The organism is Klebsiella michiganensis, from assembly GCA_000963575.1.
GTDB classification, from domain to species: Bacteria; Pseudomonadota; Gammaproteobacteria; order Enterobacterales; family Enterobacteriaceae; genus Cedecea; species Cedecea michiganensis_A.
Window position 1 is genome coordinate 469,530 of the sequence record CP011077.1, and the last position, 19,079, is coordinate 488,608.

The window sequence follows — 19,079 nt, forward strand, 5'->3', positions numbered from 1 at the left end:
TATTTTCAACCCTAGATGTTAGGGTTTTGTTAATCCGCGGAGCGGTAATGACGTTTCCTTCCAGGGGTGGGAACAAGGATATTCAGGAGAAAACGTGCCAGGAATCCGTACTTTATGTATCACAGGCCTGTGTGTGGCGAGTACATGGGCAAACGCCGCGAGCGTGCGCTTGCAGGTTGAAGGACTCAGCGGCGAACTGCAAAAAAACGTACGTGCTCAGCTTTCAACCATCGAAAGCGATGAAGTGACGCCGGATCGTCGCTTCCAGGCGCGCGTTGATGATGCTATTCGCGCAGGGCTAAAAGCGCTGGGCTACTACGAGCCAACCATCGGTTTTACGCTTAAACCGCCTCCGCAGAACGGAGGGCGGCAGGTTCTGCTGGTAAAAGTCGATGCCGGTCAGCCGGTGTTAATTGGCGGCACCGACGTGATTTTGCGCGGCGGCGCACGGACCGATAAAGACTATCTGGCGCTGCTGCCCAAGCGGCCAAAAATCGGCACCGTGCTCGATCACGCTGACTACGATAACTTCAAAAAAAGCCTCTCCAGTATTGCGCTGCGTAAGGGTTACTTTGACGGCGATTTCCGTAAGAGCCAGCTAGGCGTCTCTCTGGAAAGACATCAGGCATTCTGGGATATCGACTACGACAGCGGGGAGCGCTACCGCTTTGGCGCAGTGACTTTTCAGGGCTCCCAAATTCGCGAAGAGTATTTGCAAAACCTTGTGCCATTTAAGCAGGGGGACTATTACCAGTCGAGCGACCTGGCCGAGCTGAACCGCCGCCTGTCCGCCACCGGCTGGTTTAATTCCGTGGTGGTAGCGCCCGAGTTTGATAAATCACGCCAGACCAAAGTGTTGCCGCTACAGGGGGTGGTGACGCCGCGCACCGAAAACACCATTGAAACCGGCGTGGGCTACTCCACGGACGTAGGGCCGCGAGTGAAGGCTAGCTGGAAAAAACCGTGGATGAACTCCTACGGCCATAGCCTGACAACCAGCACGAGCCTTTCTGGCCCTGAACAGACGCTCGACTTCAGCTACAAAATGCCGCTGTTGAAGAGCCCGCTGGAGCAGTATTACCTTGTGCAGGGCGGTTTTAAGCGAACCGATCTTAACGACACCAAATCAGACTCCACCACCGTGGCGCTGTCCCGCTATTGGGACATGTCGAGCGGCTGGCAACGCGCGGTTAACCTGCGCTGGAGCCTCGACCACTTTACTCAGGCCGACGTTACCAACACGACAATGCTGCTTTACCCTGGCGTTAGCCTGAACCGTACCCGCTCACGCGGGGGCCTGATGCCAACGTGGGGTGACTCACAGCGCTACTCAATCGATGTTTCTAATACGGCCTGGGGTTCTGGCGTCGATTTCGGCGTTTTCCAGGCACAAAACGTTTGGATCCGTTCGCTGTATGAAAAACACCGTTTTGTGGTGCGCGGCAATGTGGGGTGGATCGAAACCAACGACTTTAAAAAAGTGCCGCCGGATCTGCGTTTCTTCGCCGGGGGCGACCGCAGTATTCGCGGCTATAAATACAAGTCGATATCGCCGGAGGACAGCAACGGCAAGTTAACCGGGGCCTCCAAACTGGCGACCGGCTCGCTGGAGTATCAGTACAACGTGACCGGCAAATGGTGGGGCGCGGCGTTCGTTGACTCCGGTGAAGCGGTGAACGACATCAAACGAAGCAACTTCAAAACCGGCGCAGGCGTTGGCGTGCGCTGGCAGTCCCCGGTTGGGCCTATCAAGCTCGACTTCGCGGTACCGGTGGGTGACAAGGAAGAGCACGGTTTACAGTTTTACATCGGTTTGGGGCCTGAACTATGAGTCGCTGGAAGAAAATAAGCCTCGCGGTGCTGGCTGTGATTGTGCTGCTGATCGCGGCAGTCGGTTTCCTGGTGGGGACTACGCCTGGCCTGCATTTACTGTTTAAAGGCGCTAATCGCTGGGTACCGGGGCTGAATATCGCTCAGGTTGACGGCGGCTGGCGCAATCTGACGCTGAAAAACCTGCGCTATGAGCAGCCTGGCGTCGCGGTACGTGCGGGTGAGGTTCACCTTGCCGTGCAGCTAAACTGCCTGTGGCACAGCAGCCTGTGCGTCAATGATTTCTCGCTGAAGGATGTGGATGTTGCGGTCGACACGAAAAAAATGCCGCCGTCTGCCCCGGTGCAGGAAGAGGACAGCGGCCCGCTGAACCTCTCCACGCCGTACCCGATAACCCTGAGTCGCGTGGCGTTGAACAACGTCAATGTGAAAATCGACGATACCACCGTCTCGGTGATGGACTTCACCAGCGGCCTGACATGGGAGCAGCGCAATCTGACGCTGACCCCGACATCGCTGGAAGGCTTGCTGATTGCGTTGCCAAAAGCCGCGCAGGTGGCAAAAGAAGAGATTGTTGAGCCGAAAATTCAAAACCCTCAGCCGGAAGAAGCTCCGCTCGGGGAAACGCTGAAAACGTTGTTTGAGAAGCCGCTGCTGCCGGAAATGACCGACGTTAACCTGCCGGTGAATCTGAATATTCAGGAGTTTCGCGGCGCGCGCCTGCGCCTGACCGGCGATACGGATTTGATGGTCAACTCGCTGCTGCTGAAAGTGAGCAGTATTGACGGCAATCTCAAGCTGGATGCGCTGGATGTGGACTCCTCTCAGGGGCTGGTGAACGCCACCGGCAGCGCCCAACTGCGCGACAACTGGCCGGTTGATTTAACGCTCAACAGCACACTGAACATCGAGCCGCTGAAAGGCGAAAAAGTGAAGATGACGGTTGGCGGCGCATTGCGCGACGAGCTGAAAGTGGGCGTCAATCTTTCGGGGCCAGTAGGCATGCAGCTTAATGCCCAAACCCGTCTGGCCGAAGCCGGGCTGCCGTTGAATGTTGAGCTGGACAGCAAGCAGCTTTCCTGGCCGCTGACCGGCGCGAAGCAGTATCAGGCCGACGATCTTAAACTGCGCCTGACCGGCAAAGTAACCGACTACAAACTCGCCTTTAGCACCGCCGTGAAGGGCGACCAGGTACCACCTGCCACCATCACGCTGGACGGCAAAGGCAACGAACAGCAGTTTAGCCTCGATAAGCTGCGCGTGGCCGCGCTGCAGGGCAATACTGACCTGAAAGCGCTGGTGGACTGGAGCAAAGCCATTAGCTGGCAGGGCGAATTAACGCTTGCCGGAATCAACACCGCGAAGCAATTCCCGGACTGGCCTGCGAAACTGGACGGCAATATCAAAACCCGCGGCAGCCTGTATGGCGGCAGCTGGCAGCTGGATATTCCCGAGCTGAAGCTTGCCGGTAATGTGAAGCAGAATAAGGTTAATGTGCAGGGGACGCTGCAGGGCAACAGCTATATGCAGTGGAAGGTGCCAAACCTGCATCTGGAACTGGGTCGCAATACGGTGGAGGTGAAAGGCGAGCTGGGCGAAAAAGATCTTAACCTTGATGCCAATATTAATGCGCCGAATCTGGACAACGCCCTGCCGGGACTCGGCGGCACGGCGAAAGGTATCGTCAAGGTTCGCGGCGACGTGAAAGCGCCGCAGCTGCTGGCTGACCTGACCGCAAATGGCCTGCGCTGGCAGGAGCTGACGATTGCCCGTGTCCTGCTGAAGGGCGATGTGAAATCGAGCGACCAAATTGCCGGGAACCTTAACCTGCGCGTAGAACGAGTGGCTCAGCCGGGGGTGAAGGTTGACCTTGTGACGCTCGACGCCAGGGGCGATGAGAAACAGCACCAGCTTCAGCTGCGCGTTCAGGGCGATCCGGTTTCCGGGCGTCTGAACCTGAGCGGCAGCTTTGACCGCAACGAAGAGCGCTGGCGCGGCAAGCTAAGCGACACCCGCTTTGATACCCCAGTGGGGCCGTGGGCGCTTACCCGTGAGCTGACGCTGGACTTCCGCAACAAAGAACAGAAAATCGCGATTGGCCCGCATTGCTGGGTGAACCCGAACGCCGAGCTTTGCGTGCCGCAAACTATCGACGCCGGGGCGAAAGGCCGGGCGCTGGTTAACCTCAACCGCTTCGATCTTGCCATGCTGAAACCGGTGATGCCTGAGGAGACTCAGGCTAGCGGCGTGTTTACCGGCAAAGCAGACGTTAGCTGGGACAGCGAAGCCGGCGGCCTGCCGCAAGGGCAGGTGACGCTCAGCGGGCGCGGCGTGAAGGTAGCGCAGGTAGTCAACGGTAATACCTTGCCGGTTGCCTTCGACACGCTGAACCTCAATGCCGAACTGAAGAATAACCGTGCCCAGCTTGGCTGGCTGGTTAAGGTGGCCAATAACGGGCAGTTTGACGGCCAGGTTCAAATCACCGATCCGCAGGGGCGACGGAATCTTGGCGGCAACGTCAATATTCGCAACTTCTCCCTGGCTATTGCCAACGCCATCTTCTCTAAAGGTGAAAAGGCAGACGGTACGCTGAACGCGAACCTGCGCCTCGGTGGCAACCTCGAGCGGCCGCAGATGTTCGGGCAAATGCAGCTTAACGGCGTAGACGTTTCAGGTAACTTTATGCCGTTCGACATGCAGCCGAGCCAGATTGCCATGAACTTCAACGGGATGAACTCCACCCTGCAGGGCGTGGTGCGCACGAAGCAGGGGCAGATTGTGTTAAGCGGCGATGCCGACTGGACGCAAATCGACAACTGGCGGGCGCGTATAGCCGCGAAGGGCAGCAAAGTGCGCATTACCGTGCCGCCGATGGTGCGCCTGGACGTTTCCCCGGATATTGAATTTGTGGCAACGCCAAGTCTGTTTACCCTGAACGGGAACGTCGATGTACCGTGGGCGCGTATTGTGGTGCACGATGTGCCGGACAGCGCCGTGGGCGTCTCCAGTGATGAAGTTATGCTGGATAAAGATCTGAAACCGGTGAATCCTAAGTCAGCCGGGATCCCTATCAACAGCAACCTGACTATTCATGTCGGCAACAACGTGCGGCTTGATGCCTTTGGCCTGAAAGCGCGCCTGACCGGCGACCTGAAAATGGTTCAGGATAAGCAAGGGCTGGGCCTGAACGGCCAGATAAGTATCCCGCAGGGGCGTTTCCACGCTTACGGCCAGGATCTTATCGTCCGCAAAGGCGAGCTGCTGTTCTCCGGTCCACCGGATAACCCGTATCTGAATATTGAAGCTATCCGTAATCCAGAGGCGACTGAAAATAACGTCACGGCAGGCGTGCGTGTGACCGGCCCTGCCGATGAGCCAAAGGCTGAGATATTCTCCGATCCGGCGATGTCGCAGCAGCAGGCCTTGTCCTACCTGCTTCGCGGCCAGGGTTTAGACACTTCCGGCAACGATGGTGATGCAATGACGTCAATGCTTGTGGGCCTGGGGGTTGCACAAAGTGGTCAGGTTGTGGGTAAAATCGGCGAGACGTTTGGCGTAAGCAATCTGGCGCTCGACACCGCGGGGGTGGGTGATTCCTCTCAGGTGGTGGTCAGCGGCTATGTACTGCCGGGTCTACAGGTTAAATATGGCGTAGGTATTTTTGACTCTCTGGCGACGCTAACTTTGCGTTATCGTCTGATGCCTAAGCTATATCTGGAAGCGGTGTCTGGCGTAGATCAGGCACTAGATCTGCTCTATCAGTTTGAGTTTTAGCAATGCGAATATTTGTTTACGGCAGTTTACGACGCAAACAAGGCAACAGCCACTGGATGACCAACGCTCAGTGGCTGGGCGACCACACGCAGGAAAACTACGTGTTGTATAGCCTTGGGCATTATCCAGGCGCCGTGCCGGGTGATGGCGTGGTCTCGGGTGAAGTTTACCGGATAGACGCCTCTACGCTCTCTGAGCTCGACGCGCTGCGCACCAAAGGGGGAGAGTACAGCCGTCAGCTGATTCAGACCCCATACGGCGGCGCGTGGATGTATGTGTATCAGCGTCCTGTCGAGGGGTTAACCCGTATCGACAGCGGGAACTGGCTGGATCGAGAAAAGTATTAAGTACACCCAAGCGGCCACGCCAACACGTGGCCGTTTTTTTGCCTGCCTGCCGCCTGGTGAGGTGAGAGGCAGAAACAAAAACACCGCCCTCAGGCGGTGTTTTTTTCTTTCAGGCGAGCTAACTTACTTCTTAGCAGCGCGTTCGAAAGAAGAGATGATTTCAGCTTTAGCTGCTTCGGCGTTATCCCAACCGTCAACTTTCACCCATTTGCCTTTCTCGAGATCTTTGTAGTGCTCGAAGAAGTGAGTGATCTGCGCTTTCAGCAGTTCTGGCAGGTCGTTCACATCTTTAATGTGATCGTACTCTTTGCTCAGTTTGGTGTGCGGAACCGCAACCAGTTTTGCGTCTTCGCCAGATTCGTCGGTCATTTTCAGAACGCCAACTGGACGGCAACGGATCACGCTACCTGGCTCCAGCGGGTATGGCGTTGGAACCAGCACGTCAACCGGGTCACCGTCCAGAGACAGGGTGTGGTTGATGTAGCCGTAGTTGCACGGATAGAACATCGCGGTAGACATGAAACGGTCAACAAACAGCGCGCCGCTCTCTTTGTCTACTTCGTATTTGATTGGATCGGCGTTAGCAGGGATTTCGATAACAACGTAGATGTCTTCCGGCAGATCTTTACCCGCAGGGACGTTGAGTAAGCTCATGTCTGTTTCCTTTAACCTGGTGTATTTCAAGTGCCCGATATTATAGCCAACTGCGGTTAAATGTCTTTTGCTGTTTTTTGAACGCTAGCCCCCCGATGGGCCAAATGTCCTGCTTTAGGCTATTCAAATCTTGAGTCATTTCATTGTCATAATTGGGTTAAACACCACGGCAACAAGCACTTAACGAACGTAAATAACGCAAATTGATTAAACATTTTCCGAAAATTGCCGATAACACGCTCACTACTTTATTCATGAGCCATCGTTAAACCGGGAATTAAGCATGTTGAGAAATTTGTCGATTCGCACGGGGCTGCTGACGCTGTTAGCGGTTATGACGTTCTTGCTGTTGGTTGTAAGCGGCATCGGCATTTATGCCCTGCAGCAAAGTTCCACCTCTCTTGAGCGCATCAACCGCCTGCAGGGGGAGCAAATGGTGCGTATTAGCGATGGCTATATTTTGCTGCTTCGTGCCCGCAACGAGGCAAGCCAGGCGGTACGCCAGATGGAAATTGGCATGCTGGACGACGCGACAAAAGCCACGCAGAAGATCGTGGGTGAAGTTGGGCTGGCGCAGAAAAACCTGAAGTCCGTTATCGACGGCGGCGTAAATGACGACCAGGGCAACGCCCTGCTTGCTGGCCTGGCGCAAAGCTTTGGTGCCTATCAGACGCAGGGTATTACGCCGATGTTAGCCGCGCTGCAAAAACAAAGCCCGGACGACTATTACGACCTGCTGGAAAAAAGTCTGATCCCGCTGGGGCTGAAGTTTGATAATGACGTGCAGGCTTTCCAGCGCTGGGGTGAAACGCGCGGTAATAGCGAAGTGGCCGCCGTTCAACTGCACAAGAAAATTGTCCTGGGCTTTATTATTCTCGCTGCGCTGCTGACCGCCGCGATTATTGTGCTGGTCTGGCTGGCGCTGCGTCACCTGCTGTTGAAGCCGCTGGATGAGGCGATTCACCAACTGGAGTACGTGGCCGATGGCGACTTAACCCAACCGCTCCCTCAGACGGGTAACAACGAATTTGGCCGTCTTGCCAGCGCGATTGTGGCGATGAGAACCTCCCTGGTGGAGTCGGTCAGCCGCGTGCGGGATGCTTCTTCCCAGATTGATACCGGCAGTCGTGAACTGGCTGCAGGCAACCTTAATCTTTCCCAGCGCACGGAGTCTACGGCAACCTCGCTGGAGGAAACTGCGGCCAGCATGGAGCAAATTACCGCAACGGTGAAACAAAACGCTGATAACGCCGAGCAGGCGCACAAGCTGGCGAAAGTCGTCTCCGATACCGCCGACCGCGGCAGTGAGATGGTGTGCTACGTAATTGAAAAAATGCGTGATATATCCGGTAGCGCAGGGCGAATTGCTGATATTCTGAGCGTTATCGACGGCATTGCGTTCCAGACTAATATTCTGGCGCTTAATGCTTCGGTAGAAGCCGCTCGCGCGGGTGAGCAAGGCCGTGGGTTCGCCGTGGTTGCCGGAGAGGTTCGTACTTTGGCAAGCCGCAGCGCCGAAGCGGCAAAAGAGATCCGCACATTGATTTCCGATTCGCAAACTCATGTGGGTGAGGGCAGCGAGCTGGCGCAGCAGGCCGGGGAAACCATGGATGAAATCGCCGAAGAAATTATGCGCATGACCAAACTGGTTCGCGAAATTGCCAACGCGTCTAACGAGCAAAGCCACGGTATTGAGCAGGTGAATATTGCGGTAAGCCAGATGGATGAGGCGGCACAGCAGAACGCGGCTTTAGTTGAGCAGTCCACCGCGGCAACGCACTCTCTCGAAGAGCAGTCGCAGCAGTTGGTCGCAGCCATGGCCTCCTTCCGATATTAATCAGCGGGCATTCGTAGCGGTGAACGGCCGTCTGGCGTCGCCGCTACCCATTTGAGCGGGGGTGTTCCATCTCCCCGTTTCGCTTTAACATAAAAAACAAACCGATAAAAATCTTCAAGGATAATTGAGAGGGATCTATGGCTACCTGTATTCAATGCGATAACGAAGCGATAAAAGGCAGTGATTACTGCCCTGCGTGTGAAGAGAAAGAGTTTAAACGCATCCGTGGCTGGCTTTATGTCCCGGCGCTGGGTTTGGTGCTTTCGGTGCTGTTTAACTTTATCGCTTTCGTTAATACACTGAAAATATTGATAAATAATTATAGTGTTTTAACCGGGGAAGCCTGGTGGACCGTGCTTTTCGAGGTCGTAGGATTTGCGGGGTTGTTTGTCGCGGCCATTTACGTTTCCAGCCTCTTTTTCCGCAAAAAACGTCAGTTACCACGTTACTACATTGTTTTTATGGTGGCTGGGATCGTTTTCCAGGTATTGGATCTCTATCTCGCCAGAGTTTTATTCGATGTGCCGTTCGATTTTGACAACGCAAAAGCGCTGATGCGTAGTTTCCTGGGGGCTTGTATCTGGGTGCCTTATTTCTGCGTTTCAGAACGCGTTAAGCGCACTTTTGTTCGTTGATTTTCAGCGTGCCGCTACCGGGGTTGCGGCACGCTGTTCTCATCAGGCGTCCGGGTATTCGCGAATAAAACGCTCTACGTCATCGACCATGTGTTTCGTGCCGACGAAGAACGGGCGGCGCTGGTGCAGCGTGGTTGGGATGATATCCAGAATTCTCTCTTTCCCGTCGCTGGCTTTACCGCCGGCCTGTTCCGCGAGGAACGCCATTGGGTTGCCTTCATACAGCAAACGCAGCTTGCCTTCCGGGTGGCTGGCGGTGCTTGGGTAGAGATAAATCCCGCCTTTCAGCAGGTTGCGGTGAAAGTCCGCCACCAGGGAACCAATGTAGCGTGAGGTGTAAGGACGCTTGCTGGCCGTATCTTCTTCCTGGCAGAACTTGATGTACTTCTTCACACCGTTCGGGAATTTAATGTAGTTGCCTTCGTTGATGGAGTAGGTGTTGCCTCTCTCCGGGAAGCGCATACGTTCCTGGCTCAGGCAGAACACGCCGAGAGAAGGATCGTAAGTGAAGGCGTGTACACCGCAGCCGGTGGTGTAAACCAGCATCGTGGATGAGCCGTAAACCACGTAACCGGCGGCAACCTGCTGATTGCCAGGCTGGAGGAAGTCTTCTTCGGTGACCGGCGTGCCGACCGGCGTAATGCGGCGGTAGATAGAGAAAATGGTGCCAACGGACACGTTGACATCAATGTTAGAAGAGCCGTCAAGCGGGTCCATCAGCACGACATATTTTGCCTGCTCGGCACCCTCAAAGACCACGATCTCGTCTTCTTCTTCGGAGGCGATACCGGCCACAATACCGCGTGCTTTCAGCGCTGCCTTCAGTTTTTCATTCGCGAACAGGTCGAGTTTTTGTTGCTCTTCGCCCTGTACGTTTTCGGCACCGCTCGCCCCCAGGATATCGACCAGTCCGGCCTTATTGATATCGCGGTGGATGATTTTAGCGCCCAGCTTTATTGCCGACAGTAAAGCCGTGAGCTCACCGGTAGCATGAGAAAACTCATGCTGTTTTTCGACAATAAATTCACCTAACGTTTTCATAACACTTTCCCTGCATCATTATGTTGGATAAAGCGATCGCAACAATCTTAACAAATTTTCAAATTGTCGCGCACAGGTGAATCGCGCCAGCAAGATAAGGAATATCCTGAAATGCGTTTCGCCTCCGCAGTCATGCGGTTAGAATGTGCGCCAAACAAAGAAAGGATAGTTTCGTATGCGCATTCATATTCTAGGGATCTGTGGCACCTTTATGGGCGGCCTGGCGATGCTGGCACGCTCTTTAGGGCATGAAGTGACTGGCTCGGACGCCAATGTTTACCCACCGATGAGTACGCTGCTCGAAGAGCAGGGGATCTCGTTAATCGAAGGTTATGACGCAAGCCAGCTCGACTCACACCCGGATCTGGTGATCGTCGGTAACGCGATGACGCGCGGTAATCCGTGCGTGGAAGCCGTTCTGGAGCAGGGCATTCCCTATATGTCCGGCCCGCAATGGCTGCATGACTTTGTGCTGCGCGACCGCTGGGTGATTGCGGTGGCGGGGACGCACGGGAAAACCACAACCGCCGGTATGGCGACCTGGATCCTTGAAGCCTGTGGCTATAAGCCTGGCTTTGTCATCGGCGGCGTACCGGGCAACTTTGAGGTCTCCGCGCGCCTGGGCGATAGCCCCTTCTTCGTCATTGAAGCCGATGAATATGACTGCGCGTTCTTCGACAAGCGTTCCAAATTTGTCCATTACTGCCCGCGGACGCTGATCCTCAATAACCTTGAGTTCGATCACGCGGATATCTTTGACGATCTGAAAGCGATCCAGAAGCAGTTCCATCACCTGGTACGCATTGTCCCGGGTCAGGGCAAAATTATCTGGCCGGAAAATGACGTTAATCTGAAACAAACGCTGGCAATGGGCTGCTGGAGTGAGCAGGAGCTGGTGGGCGACCAGGGGCACTGGCAAGCGAAGAAGCTGACGACCGATGCTTCGCAGTGGGAAGTTTATCTGGACGGCGAATGCGTGGGCACCGTGAACTGGCAGCTGGTCGGTGAACACAACATGCATAACGGGCTGATGGCGATTGCCGCGGCTCGCCACGTTGGCGTCACGCCGGCTGATGCTGCTCAGGCGCTGGGTAGTTTTGTGAACGCTCGTCGCCGTCTTGAACTGCGCGGTGAGGCGCATGGCGTCACCGTTTATGACGACTTTGCGCATCATCCGACGGCGATTCTGGCGACGCTTGCTGCTCTGCGTGGGAAAGTGGGCGGCACCGCTCGCATTCTGGCCGTGCTGGAGCCTCGCTCTAACACCATGAAAATGGGCGTCTGCAAAGACGATCTTGCTCCTTCTTTGGGACGCGCGGACGAAGTCTTTCTGCTTCAGCCGCAGCACATTCCGTGGCAGGTCGCAGAAGTGGCCGAAGCCTGTGTGCAGCCGGCCCACTGGAGCGCAGACGTGGACACGCTCGCGGAGATGGTCGTGAAAACGGCGCAGCCTGGGGACCATATTCTGGTTATGAGCAACGGCGGTTTCGGCGGTATTCATCAAAAACTGCTGGATGGCCTGGCAAAGAAAGCAGAACAGCAGAGTGAACATGCGCTTTAAGCGCAGAGTCTGATGAGAAAAAGGGCGTGCCTTACGGTACGCCCTTTTTGTTTAGTAGAGCTCAGGGGCTTTAGGATCTGGCCCGAAGCGATTGGTTGCCGGCGTGCCGTCCTGGCAGTTGAATGCCAGAATAATCAGCCAGCCGACAATCGGGATTAACAGCAGCAACAGCCACCAGGCTGAGCGGTCGGTGTCGTGCAGGCGACGAAACTGGACTGCCCAAAGCGGCAGTAAAACCAAAACGGTATAAATCGTGGTGAGCGCCCCTTCATCCTTGGCGATGTGCAGCCCAAGGATTTTATCCAGCACGCTCAGCACACCCGCCAGGATGAAGTTCACCAGATGAAACATCCAGTACTCTTTGCGGCGGGCTCGCCCACCAAACCCAATGTAATTTCTTAATACTTTGAAATACCAATCCATTTAAGGCCTGCCTTGATTATCCGACAATCACCTGAACGGTAAGCGATCGATTCAAGAATAGTCGTGAATGCATAGGCCGTAAATCGTTGTTGTGCTGAATATTCTTAACTCTTCCTAAACCGCTCATCGCGCCCGTGCGGCTCGTCTAAATCTTGTGCAGGGCCGATGGAAATAATGCCGGTTGGGTTGATCGTTTTGTGGCTGCAATAATAGTGTGTGCGGATATGCGGGAAACTCACTGTTTCACGGATGCCGGGTAACTGATAGATATCGCGCAGGAAGCCGTAAAGATTAGGGAAGTCGCTGATGCGGTATTTATCGCACTTAAAGTGGGTGACATACACCGGGTCAAAACGCACCAGAGTCGTCCACAGGCGGATGTCTGCCTCGGTTAGCTGCGGGCCGGTTAAGTAGCGATGTTGACCAAGAATTTGCTCCAGACGTGCCAGGGAGATAAAGACTTTTTCAACGGCTTCATCGTAGGCTTCCTGAGAAGTGGCAAAGCCCGCTTTGTACACGCCGTTATTTACCGTGTCGTAAATCCAGCCGTTTAGCTCATCAATCTCGCGCTTTAGCGCGTCAGGGTAAAAGTTTCCGCTTCGTGCGCCAAGGGCATCAAAGGCCGTATTAAACATACGAATGATTTCGGCGGACTCGTTGCTGACGATGGTCTGGTTTTTCTTATCCCAAAGCACGGGGACCGTCACACGGCCGGTGTAATGAGGATCGGCCCGCAGGTAAAGCTGGTAGAGGAACTCATGGTGGTAAAGCGTGTCGCCGGTTGCGTCCGGGAAATCCTCCGCAAACGTCCAGCCGTTTTGCAGCATCAGCGGGTTAACGACGGATACGGAGATAAAGGGCTCGAGGCCTTTCAGTTTACGCACGATAAGCGTCCGGTGCGCCCAGGGGCAGGCGAGAGACACATACAGATGATAGCGATCTTTCTCTGCGGCGAATCCCGCTTTTCCTGAGGGGCCCGCTGCACCGTCGGCAGTCAGCCAGTTGCGGAAGGCGGATTCAGAGCGTTTAAAGCGGCCGCCGGTCGATTTGGTGTCGTACCAGACGTCATGCCAGACGCCGTCGATGAGTTGTCCCATTTTTTCTCCTCCTCAATAGCAAAAAAGCGAAGACGGTGTCTTCGCTTTCTCAGTGTTCATCAGTATAGAACGCTTACCATTTTTTATTCAGTACACGGTCAAGACTGATTGCGCCTGGGCCGAAGACCGCCAGCAACAGGTAGCCACCCGCGATGGTGAAGTTTTTCATGAACATAATGGAGTTCACGCCTTCCGCAAAGTTGCTGTGGAACAGGAACGCGGTCAGCACGGTAAACAGCGCGGTAATCAGCGCGGTCGTGCGGGTCAGGAAGCCGAACAGAATGGCCAGACCGCCGCCGAACTCAAGCAGAATGGTCAGCGGCAGCAGTGCTCCCGGCACGCCCATCGCTTCCATGTACTGCTGTGTGCCTGCATAACCGGTGATTTTGCCCCAGCCAGCGGTAATAAACAGGATTGGCATCAGAATACGAGCAACCAGTACGCCAACATCTTCTAATTTTTTCATTTTACTCTCCAGCGGTTCTTCTTTTCCGGCTTACTCGGCCAGGGCTTAAAAGGTGCGCAAACTCCAGTAATTACCGATGTTTGCTGTCGATGGGGAGGATAATAGACGGGGTGGAAAAAGATTGTTAGCAAGGAAAACTGTCTAAGTTCTTCAAATATCCTGAGCGAACTAAGTGGGAAAAGTAAAAACACGAGGTTTTGAAGGGCGGCGTCAGCAAATAAAAACACCGCCAGAGGCGGTGTTTGAACATTAGCGTACGGGTGGGTTAAGCGTATTGCGAATCAGCCGCCAGGTGCTCCAGGCGCCAAATCCTCGTTTTGCCCAGCGCATAAGCTTACCGGGATGCTTCACCGTCCAGATAGCCAACACGCTGCTGGCTATCATGGCGTAGCTACGCAGGCTGACTAAGGTGTTCCAGCCGCGATCGTAGGGGCTGGTGACTTGCAGCCAGTCGCGTTTTGCAGCGCTTAAATCGAGCCGCTGCTGCTGAACCTGGCTGAGCAGATACGCTTTACGTTTGACACGTTCTGCGTCGCTCATCGCTTATCCTCTTCCAGCAGAGCCCTGTCGTTTTCCAGCTCACGCCGGGTGTGGCGCAGCAGGGTTGATTGACGGGACTTCCGCAGCGTCCAGATACCGCCAATCAATGCCAGCGACAGCAGGACGGCCGTGGTAGCAATCATGGCGTTAAGACGATACTGCGGATCAACGGCCCAGATAATCAGCACCATCAGGCTCATTAAGCCAAAGGCGGCGAACAGCATGGTCAGCCCAAGCATCAGCAGCAGCTGAACGATGTGTGCTTTTTCCTCTTCCAGTTCGACAACCGCAAGACGCACACGCGTTTCGACCATGCCGACCAGAATAGTCACCAGCCGTTGGCCAATGCCGAGCACGCTTTTGCCCGGCCCCTGGCTTTGGTGAGAGTCTGCCATCTTAACGACGTGCCAGCAGCACACCCAGTACGACGCCGACCGCCGCACCAATGCCTACGCCGGTCCACGGGTTCTCGCGAACATAATCATCCGCTTTAGCGGCCGCCTCACGGGTTTGTTTGGCTATGGCCTCGCTGGTTTCACCCAGGCGATCGCGGCTCTCTTTTAGCGTTTTTTCCGCTTTGGCACGCAGTTTGTCCAGTTCAGTTTTTGACTTATCCGTGGACGCACTCAGGACTTCTTCAAGCGTATCTGCCAGGGATTTCAACTCAGCGCGTAAATGTTCTGACGTAGTATCTTTTGACATAGTTCTCTCCGAGTGTTTGAGGTGGATCCTTAAAGTCTGCGACTACACAATCAGTAATCACGCTTCTCTAAAGCTTTGAGGCTATCTTCTGCTTCCGCAAGTTTCTTCTCGCGTTTGGTGATTTTGTCCGGATCGCCCTTCTGACGGGCCTGGATCAGATCGGCTTTACGCTCTTCGACTTCAGCTTTTTGTTTGGCTATCTTCTTTTGGTGTTCAGCGCGCAGGCCAGCGTCGCTACAGTTTTCATGCACTTCACTCAGGGCTTTTTTCAGGCCATCAATACGGTGCTGATTATTGTGTTTTTCCGCATAGCCAATCTCGCGTTGAATATCCTGCTCTTTCTCGCTACACAAGGTGTTTGCCTGTGCGACAGAGGTTAGCGTGAGTAAAGCAAGTGCCAGTACGGTGCGGTAATTCATGGTTAAAGCTTCCATTGTAAGACGAATCATAAAAGTATCAGGCGATCATACTCCATGCGTCGTTCCTGAGTGTCGAAAAAGCGCAGATAGAGAGTGCTAAAAACAGCTAAAGCATAGTCATGAATCTGCTAAAAACCCAGAAGATGATAGCAAATTCAGACTGAAAGAAGGGGATTAACCCAGGTGGTTGTGGTCTGGGCGAAGAATAGAAAGCCAGGCAAGCGCGTCTTTATCACCCTCCTGCTGGGCGATGACATACCCCTGGGGCAGGGTGCGATTGAGGACTTCTTTTGCCGCCTCACTCTGCGCGCTGGAGTCAAACGTGACCAGGAGCGTGTTATTGAGCGGCGTAATGCTTTTAAAGCGAATACCGTTAGCATCCAGATGGTGCCAGACATAAAAGCCGTCGGGAATACTCCCGCCCTGCCGTGAGGCACGAATTTCGAGAGTGGAATCCTTATTCTGCATGCCGGACCACACCATCAGCGACGCAATCGCCAGGGCACCAACAAGCAGCGCCGCCCTGAGGCGGCGGGTGAAAGCTAATTTCATCGAATCCCTCTAGCGACTTTGGCTGCGTTTTTTACGCCAAAGCACGATTAACGAACCGACCAGACCGATGACCAGGAGCACCACCGGGATCAGCATCAGGCACGACATCAAAGCGTCTTCATACTTCAGGAAGACCGGCGTTTTGCCCAGCAAATAGCCCAGGGTCGTCAGAATCAATATCCACAACAGGCCGCTCATCCAGTTGAAGAACTGAAAGCGTGCGCTATTAAGACCTGATAATCCGGCAATAGTTGGTAGCAGGGTACGAACAAAAGCAATAAAGCGGCCTACGAGCAGCGCCGACAGCCCGTGCTTATGGAAAAGCTGGTGTGAGCGCTGGTGATAATGGGCCGGCAGGTGTGAGAGCCAGTTTTGGACGAGGCGGGTATTTCCCAGCCAGCGCCCCTGGATATAGCCCAGCCAGCTGCCCAGGCTTGCGGCTATGGTCAGCAGCGCGATGGTTTCCGGAAAACCCATCGCGCCTTTAGCAATCAGAACGCCAACCAGCACGAGCAAACTGTCGCCGGGTAAGAACGCCGCCGGCAGTATGCCGTTCTCAAGAAATAAAATCATGAACAGTACAAAATAGAGCATGCCAATCATCGACGGATTGGCGAGCGTTTCAAAATCCTGGCTCCAGAGAGCGGAAAGCAGTTGAGTCAGTAGTTCCATTCAGGGTTCCTGGCACTTCGTTTGGGCCGCCGGTGAAACGGGTGAGCAGAATGCAGCATTGTTTTTATTCTCATTTGCTGGCTACAACCCACTGCCCGTGCTGCTGTATCGGACTAACATTATGTGAAACGGCAGCGGGAGAGCGCTGAGCCCACACAGGCGGTGAAATTGCATCTAATTGTAACAAAACTACGCGTTACACGTCATAGTATTTGCAGTTTGTTGAGCAATGATTTTGCTTACTGGGGGGGAGGCTGGCGAGGGTATTTACAAACGCTGACACTATTTATGGTTTGCTTACCCTCGGCCGGAAAAATGACTATTTTTGACCGTTTGCGGCTGGATCAAGGTGAATGACGGGATTTTCTGCAAAAAAATAGCGGTCGGCATTGAATTCGAAATCATCGCTGGTGGCGTTAAACAGCATTTGGCGGGTGTTTTCGAGATGCTGCCACATCGCCAGTTTGGCTGCATGTGGGTCTTTACGAATTAGTGCCTTGAGAATCTGGTCGTGATCATCACACCAGTTGTCTACCGGGCGCATATCAATGTGTTCGTGCAGTTTTTTCCAGTACGGGTTGTAGATGCGGTGGCTCCACATTTTTTCGACGATGGTGGCCAGTGCGCCGTTCTGCGTCGCCAGCGCAACATGAACGTGAAACTGTAGATCCCACTCAGAATCACGGTAAGTTTGCTCTTTTCGCGCTTTTTCCTGGATCTCCATCAGTTTCACAATATCCTGCTTGGTGACCTGGGTTGCGGCGAACTCTGCGATATTACTTTCAATAAGCTGCCTCGCCTGCAGCAGCTCAAAAGGGCCATAATTGGCGAACTCAAAGCGCTCATCCGGCACGGTCATGTATTTTGCCTGGTTAGACATAACGTGAATGCCTGAGCCCTTACGAACTTCAACGTAACCTTCAACCTCCAGCATGATAATCGCTTCGCGGACCACGGTGCGGCTGACATTTTTCTCTTCTGCGATAAACCGCTCCGCAGGCAGTTTTTCCCCGACCTGATAAACACCGGATTCAATACGCTGTTTTAATTCGGCGGCAAGCTGCTGATAAAGGCGGCGGGGTTCTACGGCATCCATAAGTTGCTCCGGGAGAAGGCTGTACGTGAATAAATTTGTTATACCACTTTTCCCGGTAGCGCTCTAGCAACCCAAGTGAGAATTGCCGCCCGAAGGCGGCTTTTCCTTCAAGACTGTGTCACGGCATTTGGGGCGGGGGCAACGGCTGCGAGTTCGCTGGCAGACTGGTTTTTCAGCACCGTCCAGATAACTATCGCGCCCAGAAGATCGAACACGGCAAGCGCCGCGAAAAGCGGACTGAAGCCCATCGTGTCAGCCAGGGCACCAACGACCAGGGCAAACAACGTGCTGGCAGTCCAGGCCGCCATGCCCGTCAGACCATTGGCGGTGGCGACCTCATTCCGGCCAAAAACGTCGGACGACAGGGTAATTAATGCTCCGGAGAGCGCCTGATGAGCAAACCCACCGATACATAACAGAGCGATAGCCACATAAGGGCTGGTAAACAGGCCTATCGTGCCCGGCCCAATCATCAGGATGGCTCCCATGGTGACCACCAGTTTACGCGAAACAATCAGATTCACACCGAACCAGCGCTGGAACAGCGGAGGTAAATAGCCCCCAAGGACGCAGCCAAAGTCGGCGAACAGCATGGGCATCCACGCGAACATCGCGATTTCTTTCAGATTGAAGCCGTAGGCTTTAAACATGAACAGCGGGATCCAGGCATTGAACGTCCCCCACGCGGGCTCGGCCAGGAAGCGCGGCAGGGCGATGCCCCAAAACTGGCGATTGCGCAGGATCTTCCAGGCCGACATCTTTTTCGTGTTATCGGTCTGATGCTGGGCTTCCTGCCCGCTAATGATGTACTCGCGCTCTTCACTGGAGAGCTTTTTCTGGTCACGCGGATTTTTGTAAAACCACAGCCATACCATTGCCCAGATAAAACTCAGCACGCCGGTTAACATAAACGCCATCTGCCAGCTGTGCATCACAATGGCCCAGACAACCAGCGGGGGAGCAATCATCGCCCCGATGGAAGAGCCGACGTTAAAGTAGCCCACCGCAATGGAACGTTCTTTGGCTGGGAACCACTCGCTGCTGGCTTTCAATCCGGCGGGGATCATCGCTGCTTCGGCAGCACCCACGGCACCGCGGGCAAGTGCGAGACCGCCCCAGCTGCCCGCCAGCGCAGTTGCTCCGCAGAAAATTGCCCAGGCGACAGCGAACACGGCATAGCCAATTTTGGTACCCAGCACATCAAGCAGGTAGCCCGCAACAGGCTGCATAACGGTATAACAAGCCGAATAGGCGGCGATGATCCACGAGTATTGCTGCGTGGTGATATTCAGTTCGCTCATCAGAGTTGGGGCCGCAACGGCCACCGTATTGCGGGTCAGATAGCCCAGCACGGTGCCCAGCGTCACCAGCGCTATCATGTACCAGCGTAAACCTTTTATTTTTCGCATTTCTAACCCCATCCCGTCTTTATT

At 54.5% G+C, this 19,079-nt stretch carries 19 protein-coding genes; 6 read left to right on the plus strand and 13 right to left on the minus strand.

Translation table 11 applies throughout. The features are described from left to right. Positions 1-94 precede the first annotated feature (94 nt). From VW41_02265 to VW41_02275, 3 genes are read left to right on the plus strand one after another with little or no spacing between them, the layout of a single operon-like run. Positions 95-1,831 (plus strand): membrane protein, encoded by a 1,737-nt coding sequence (locus VW41_02265; protein AJZ87955.1) that lies wholly within the window; start codon positions 95-97, stop codon positions 1,829-1,831. After that, entirely contained in the window at positions 1,828-5,604 is a 3,777-nt protein-coding gene (locus VW41_02270) for a translocation and assembly module TamB (GenBank protein ID AJZ87956.1), read from the plus strand. Before VW41_02265 ends, VW41_02270 begins: the two co-directional genes overlap by 4 nt. A gap of 2 nt (positions 5,605-5,606) precedes the next feature. Then, positions 5,607-5,951: a gamma-glutamylcyclotransferase gene (locus VW41_02275; GenBank protein ID AJZ87957.1), complete on the plus strand. Its 345-nt coding sequence runs from the start codon at positions 5,607-5,609 to the stop codon at positions 5,949-5,951. A gap of 123 nt (positions 5,952-6,074) precedes the next feature. On the opposite strand, the gene VW41_02280 is transcribed toward VW41_02275, so the two are convergent. Next, positions 6,075-6,605, minus strand: a complete 531-nt coding sequence (locus VW41_02280; protein AJZ87958.1) for an inorganic pyrophosphatase — start codon at positions 6,603-6,605, stop codon at positions 6,075-6,077. Between the two features lie 283 nt (positions 6,606-6,888). On the opposite strand from VW41_02280, the gene VW41_02285 reads away from it, so the two are divergent. Continuing rightward, positions 6,889-8,442, plus strand: coding sequence for a chemotaxis protein (locus VW41_02285; GenBank protein AJZ87959.1), 1,554 nt, complete (start codon positions 6,889-6,891; stop codon positions 8,440-8,442). 137 nt (positions 8,443-8,579) lie between these two features. Next, positions 8,580-9,077 carry a hypothetical protein gene (locus VW41_02290; GenBank protein AJZ87960.1) on the plus strand — a complete coding sequence of 166 codons (498 nt, stop codon included), beginning with the start codon at positions 8,580-8,582 and terminating at the stop codon, positions 9,075-9,077. A 42-nt stretch (positions 9,078-9,119) separates the two neighbouring features. Here VW41_02290 and VW41_02295 read toward each other — a convergent pair whose 3' ends face one another. After that, a complete protein-coding gene (locus VW41_02295) occupies positions 9,120-10,118 on the minus strand; it encodes a fructose 1,6-bisphosphatase (GenBank protein AJZ87961.1) in 999 nt (332 codons plus the stop codon). 175 nt (positions 10,119-10,293) lie between these two features. Here VW41_02295 and VW41_02300 point away from each other — a divergent pair, with 175 nt between their 5' ends. Further along, positions 10,294-11,679: a UDP-N-acetylmuramate:L-alanyl-gamma-D-glutamyl-meso-diaminopimelate ligase gene (locus VW41_02300; GenBank protein ID AJZ87962.1), complete on the plus strand. Its 1,386-nt coding sequence runs from the start codon at positions 10,294-10,296 to the stop codon at positions 11,677-11,679. A 51-nt stretch (positions 11,680-11,730) separates the two neighbouring features. Here the strand turns inward: VW41_02300 and VW41_02305 are convergent, their stop codons facing one another. From VW41_02305 to VW41_02355, 11 genes are all read right to left on the minus strand, one after another. Beyond that, entirely contained in the window at positions 11,731-12,102 is a 372-nt protein-coding gene (locus VW41_02305) for a membrane protein (protein AJZ87963.1), read from the minus strand. Positions 12,103-12,206: 104 nt separating this feature from the next. Further along, complete coding sequence (locus VW41_02310) at positions 12,207-13,199, minus strand: glutathionyl-hydroquinone reductase YqjG (GenBank protein ID AJZ87964.1); 993 nt, start codon at positions 13,197-13,199, stop codon at positions 12,207-12,209. 73 nt (positions 13,200-13,272) lie between these two features. Then, a complete protein-coding gene (locus tag VW41_02315; GenBank protein ID AJZ87965.1) occupies positions 13,273-13,665 on the minus strand; it encodes a membrane protein in 393 nt (130 codons plus the stop codon). A gap of 249 nt (positions 13,666-13,914) precedes the next feature. After that, complete coding sequence (locus VW41_02320; GenBank protein AJZ87966.1) at positions 13,915-14,205, minus strand: membrane protein; 291 nt, start codon at positions 14,203-14,205, stop codon at positions 13,915-13,917. Further along, positions 14,202-14,600 carry a membrane protein gene (locus VW41_02325; protein ID AJZ87967.1) on the minus strand — a complete coding sequence of 133 codons (399 nt, stop codon included), beginning with the start codon at positions 14,598-14,600 and terminating at the stop codon, positions 14,202-14,204. Before VW41_02325 ends, VW41_02320 begins: the two co-directional genes overlap by 4 nt. Position 14,601: 1 nt before the next feature. Then, positions 14,602-14,907 (minus strand): hypothetical protein, encoded by a 306-nt coding sequence (locus tag VW41_02330; GenBank protein AJZ87968.1) that lies wholly within the window; start codon positions 14,905-14,907, stop codon positions 14,602-14,604. 50 nt (positions 14,908-14,957) lie between these two features. Beyond that, positions 14,958-15,326, minus strand: a complete 369-nt coding sequence (locus VW41_02335; protein ID AJZ91822.1) for a hypothetical protein — start codon at positions 15,324-15,326, stop codon at positions 14,958-14,960. A 174-nt stretch (positions 15,327-15,500) separates the two neighbouring features. Further along, positions 15,501-15,878: a Modulator protein MzrA gene (locus tag VW41_02340; GenBank protein AJZ87969.1), complete on the minus strand. Its 378-nt coding sequence runs from the start codon at positions 15,876-15,878 to the stop codon at positions 15,501-15,503. 9 nt (positions 15,879-15,887) lie between these two features. Then, on the minus strand, positions 15,888-16,550 hold the full coding sequence (locus tag VW41_02345) for a membrane protein (protein ID AJZ87970.1): 663 nt from the start codon (positions 16,548-16,550) through the stop codon (positions 15,888-15,890). A gap of 319 nt (positions 16,551-16,869) precedes the next feature. Beyond that, entirely contained in the window at positions 16,870-17,646 is a 777-nt protein-coding gene (locus VW41_02350) for a transcriptional regulator (protein ID AJZ87971.1), read from the minus strand. 107 nt (positions 17,647-17,753) lie between these two features. Continuing rightward, positions 17,754-19,055 (minus strand): hexuronate transporter, encoded by a 1,302-nt coding sequence (locus tag VW41_02355; GenBank protein AJZ87972.1) that lies wholly within the window; start codon positions 19,053-19,055, stop codon positions 17,754-17,756. Positions 19,056-19,079 lie beyond the last annotated feature (24 nt).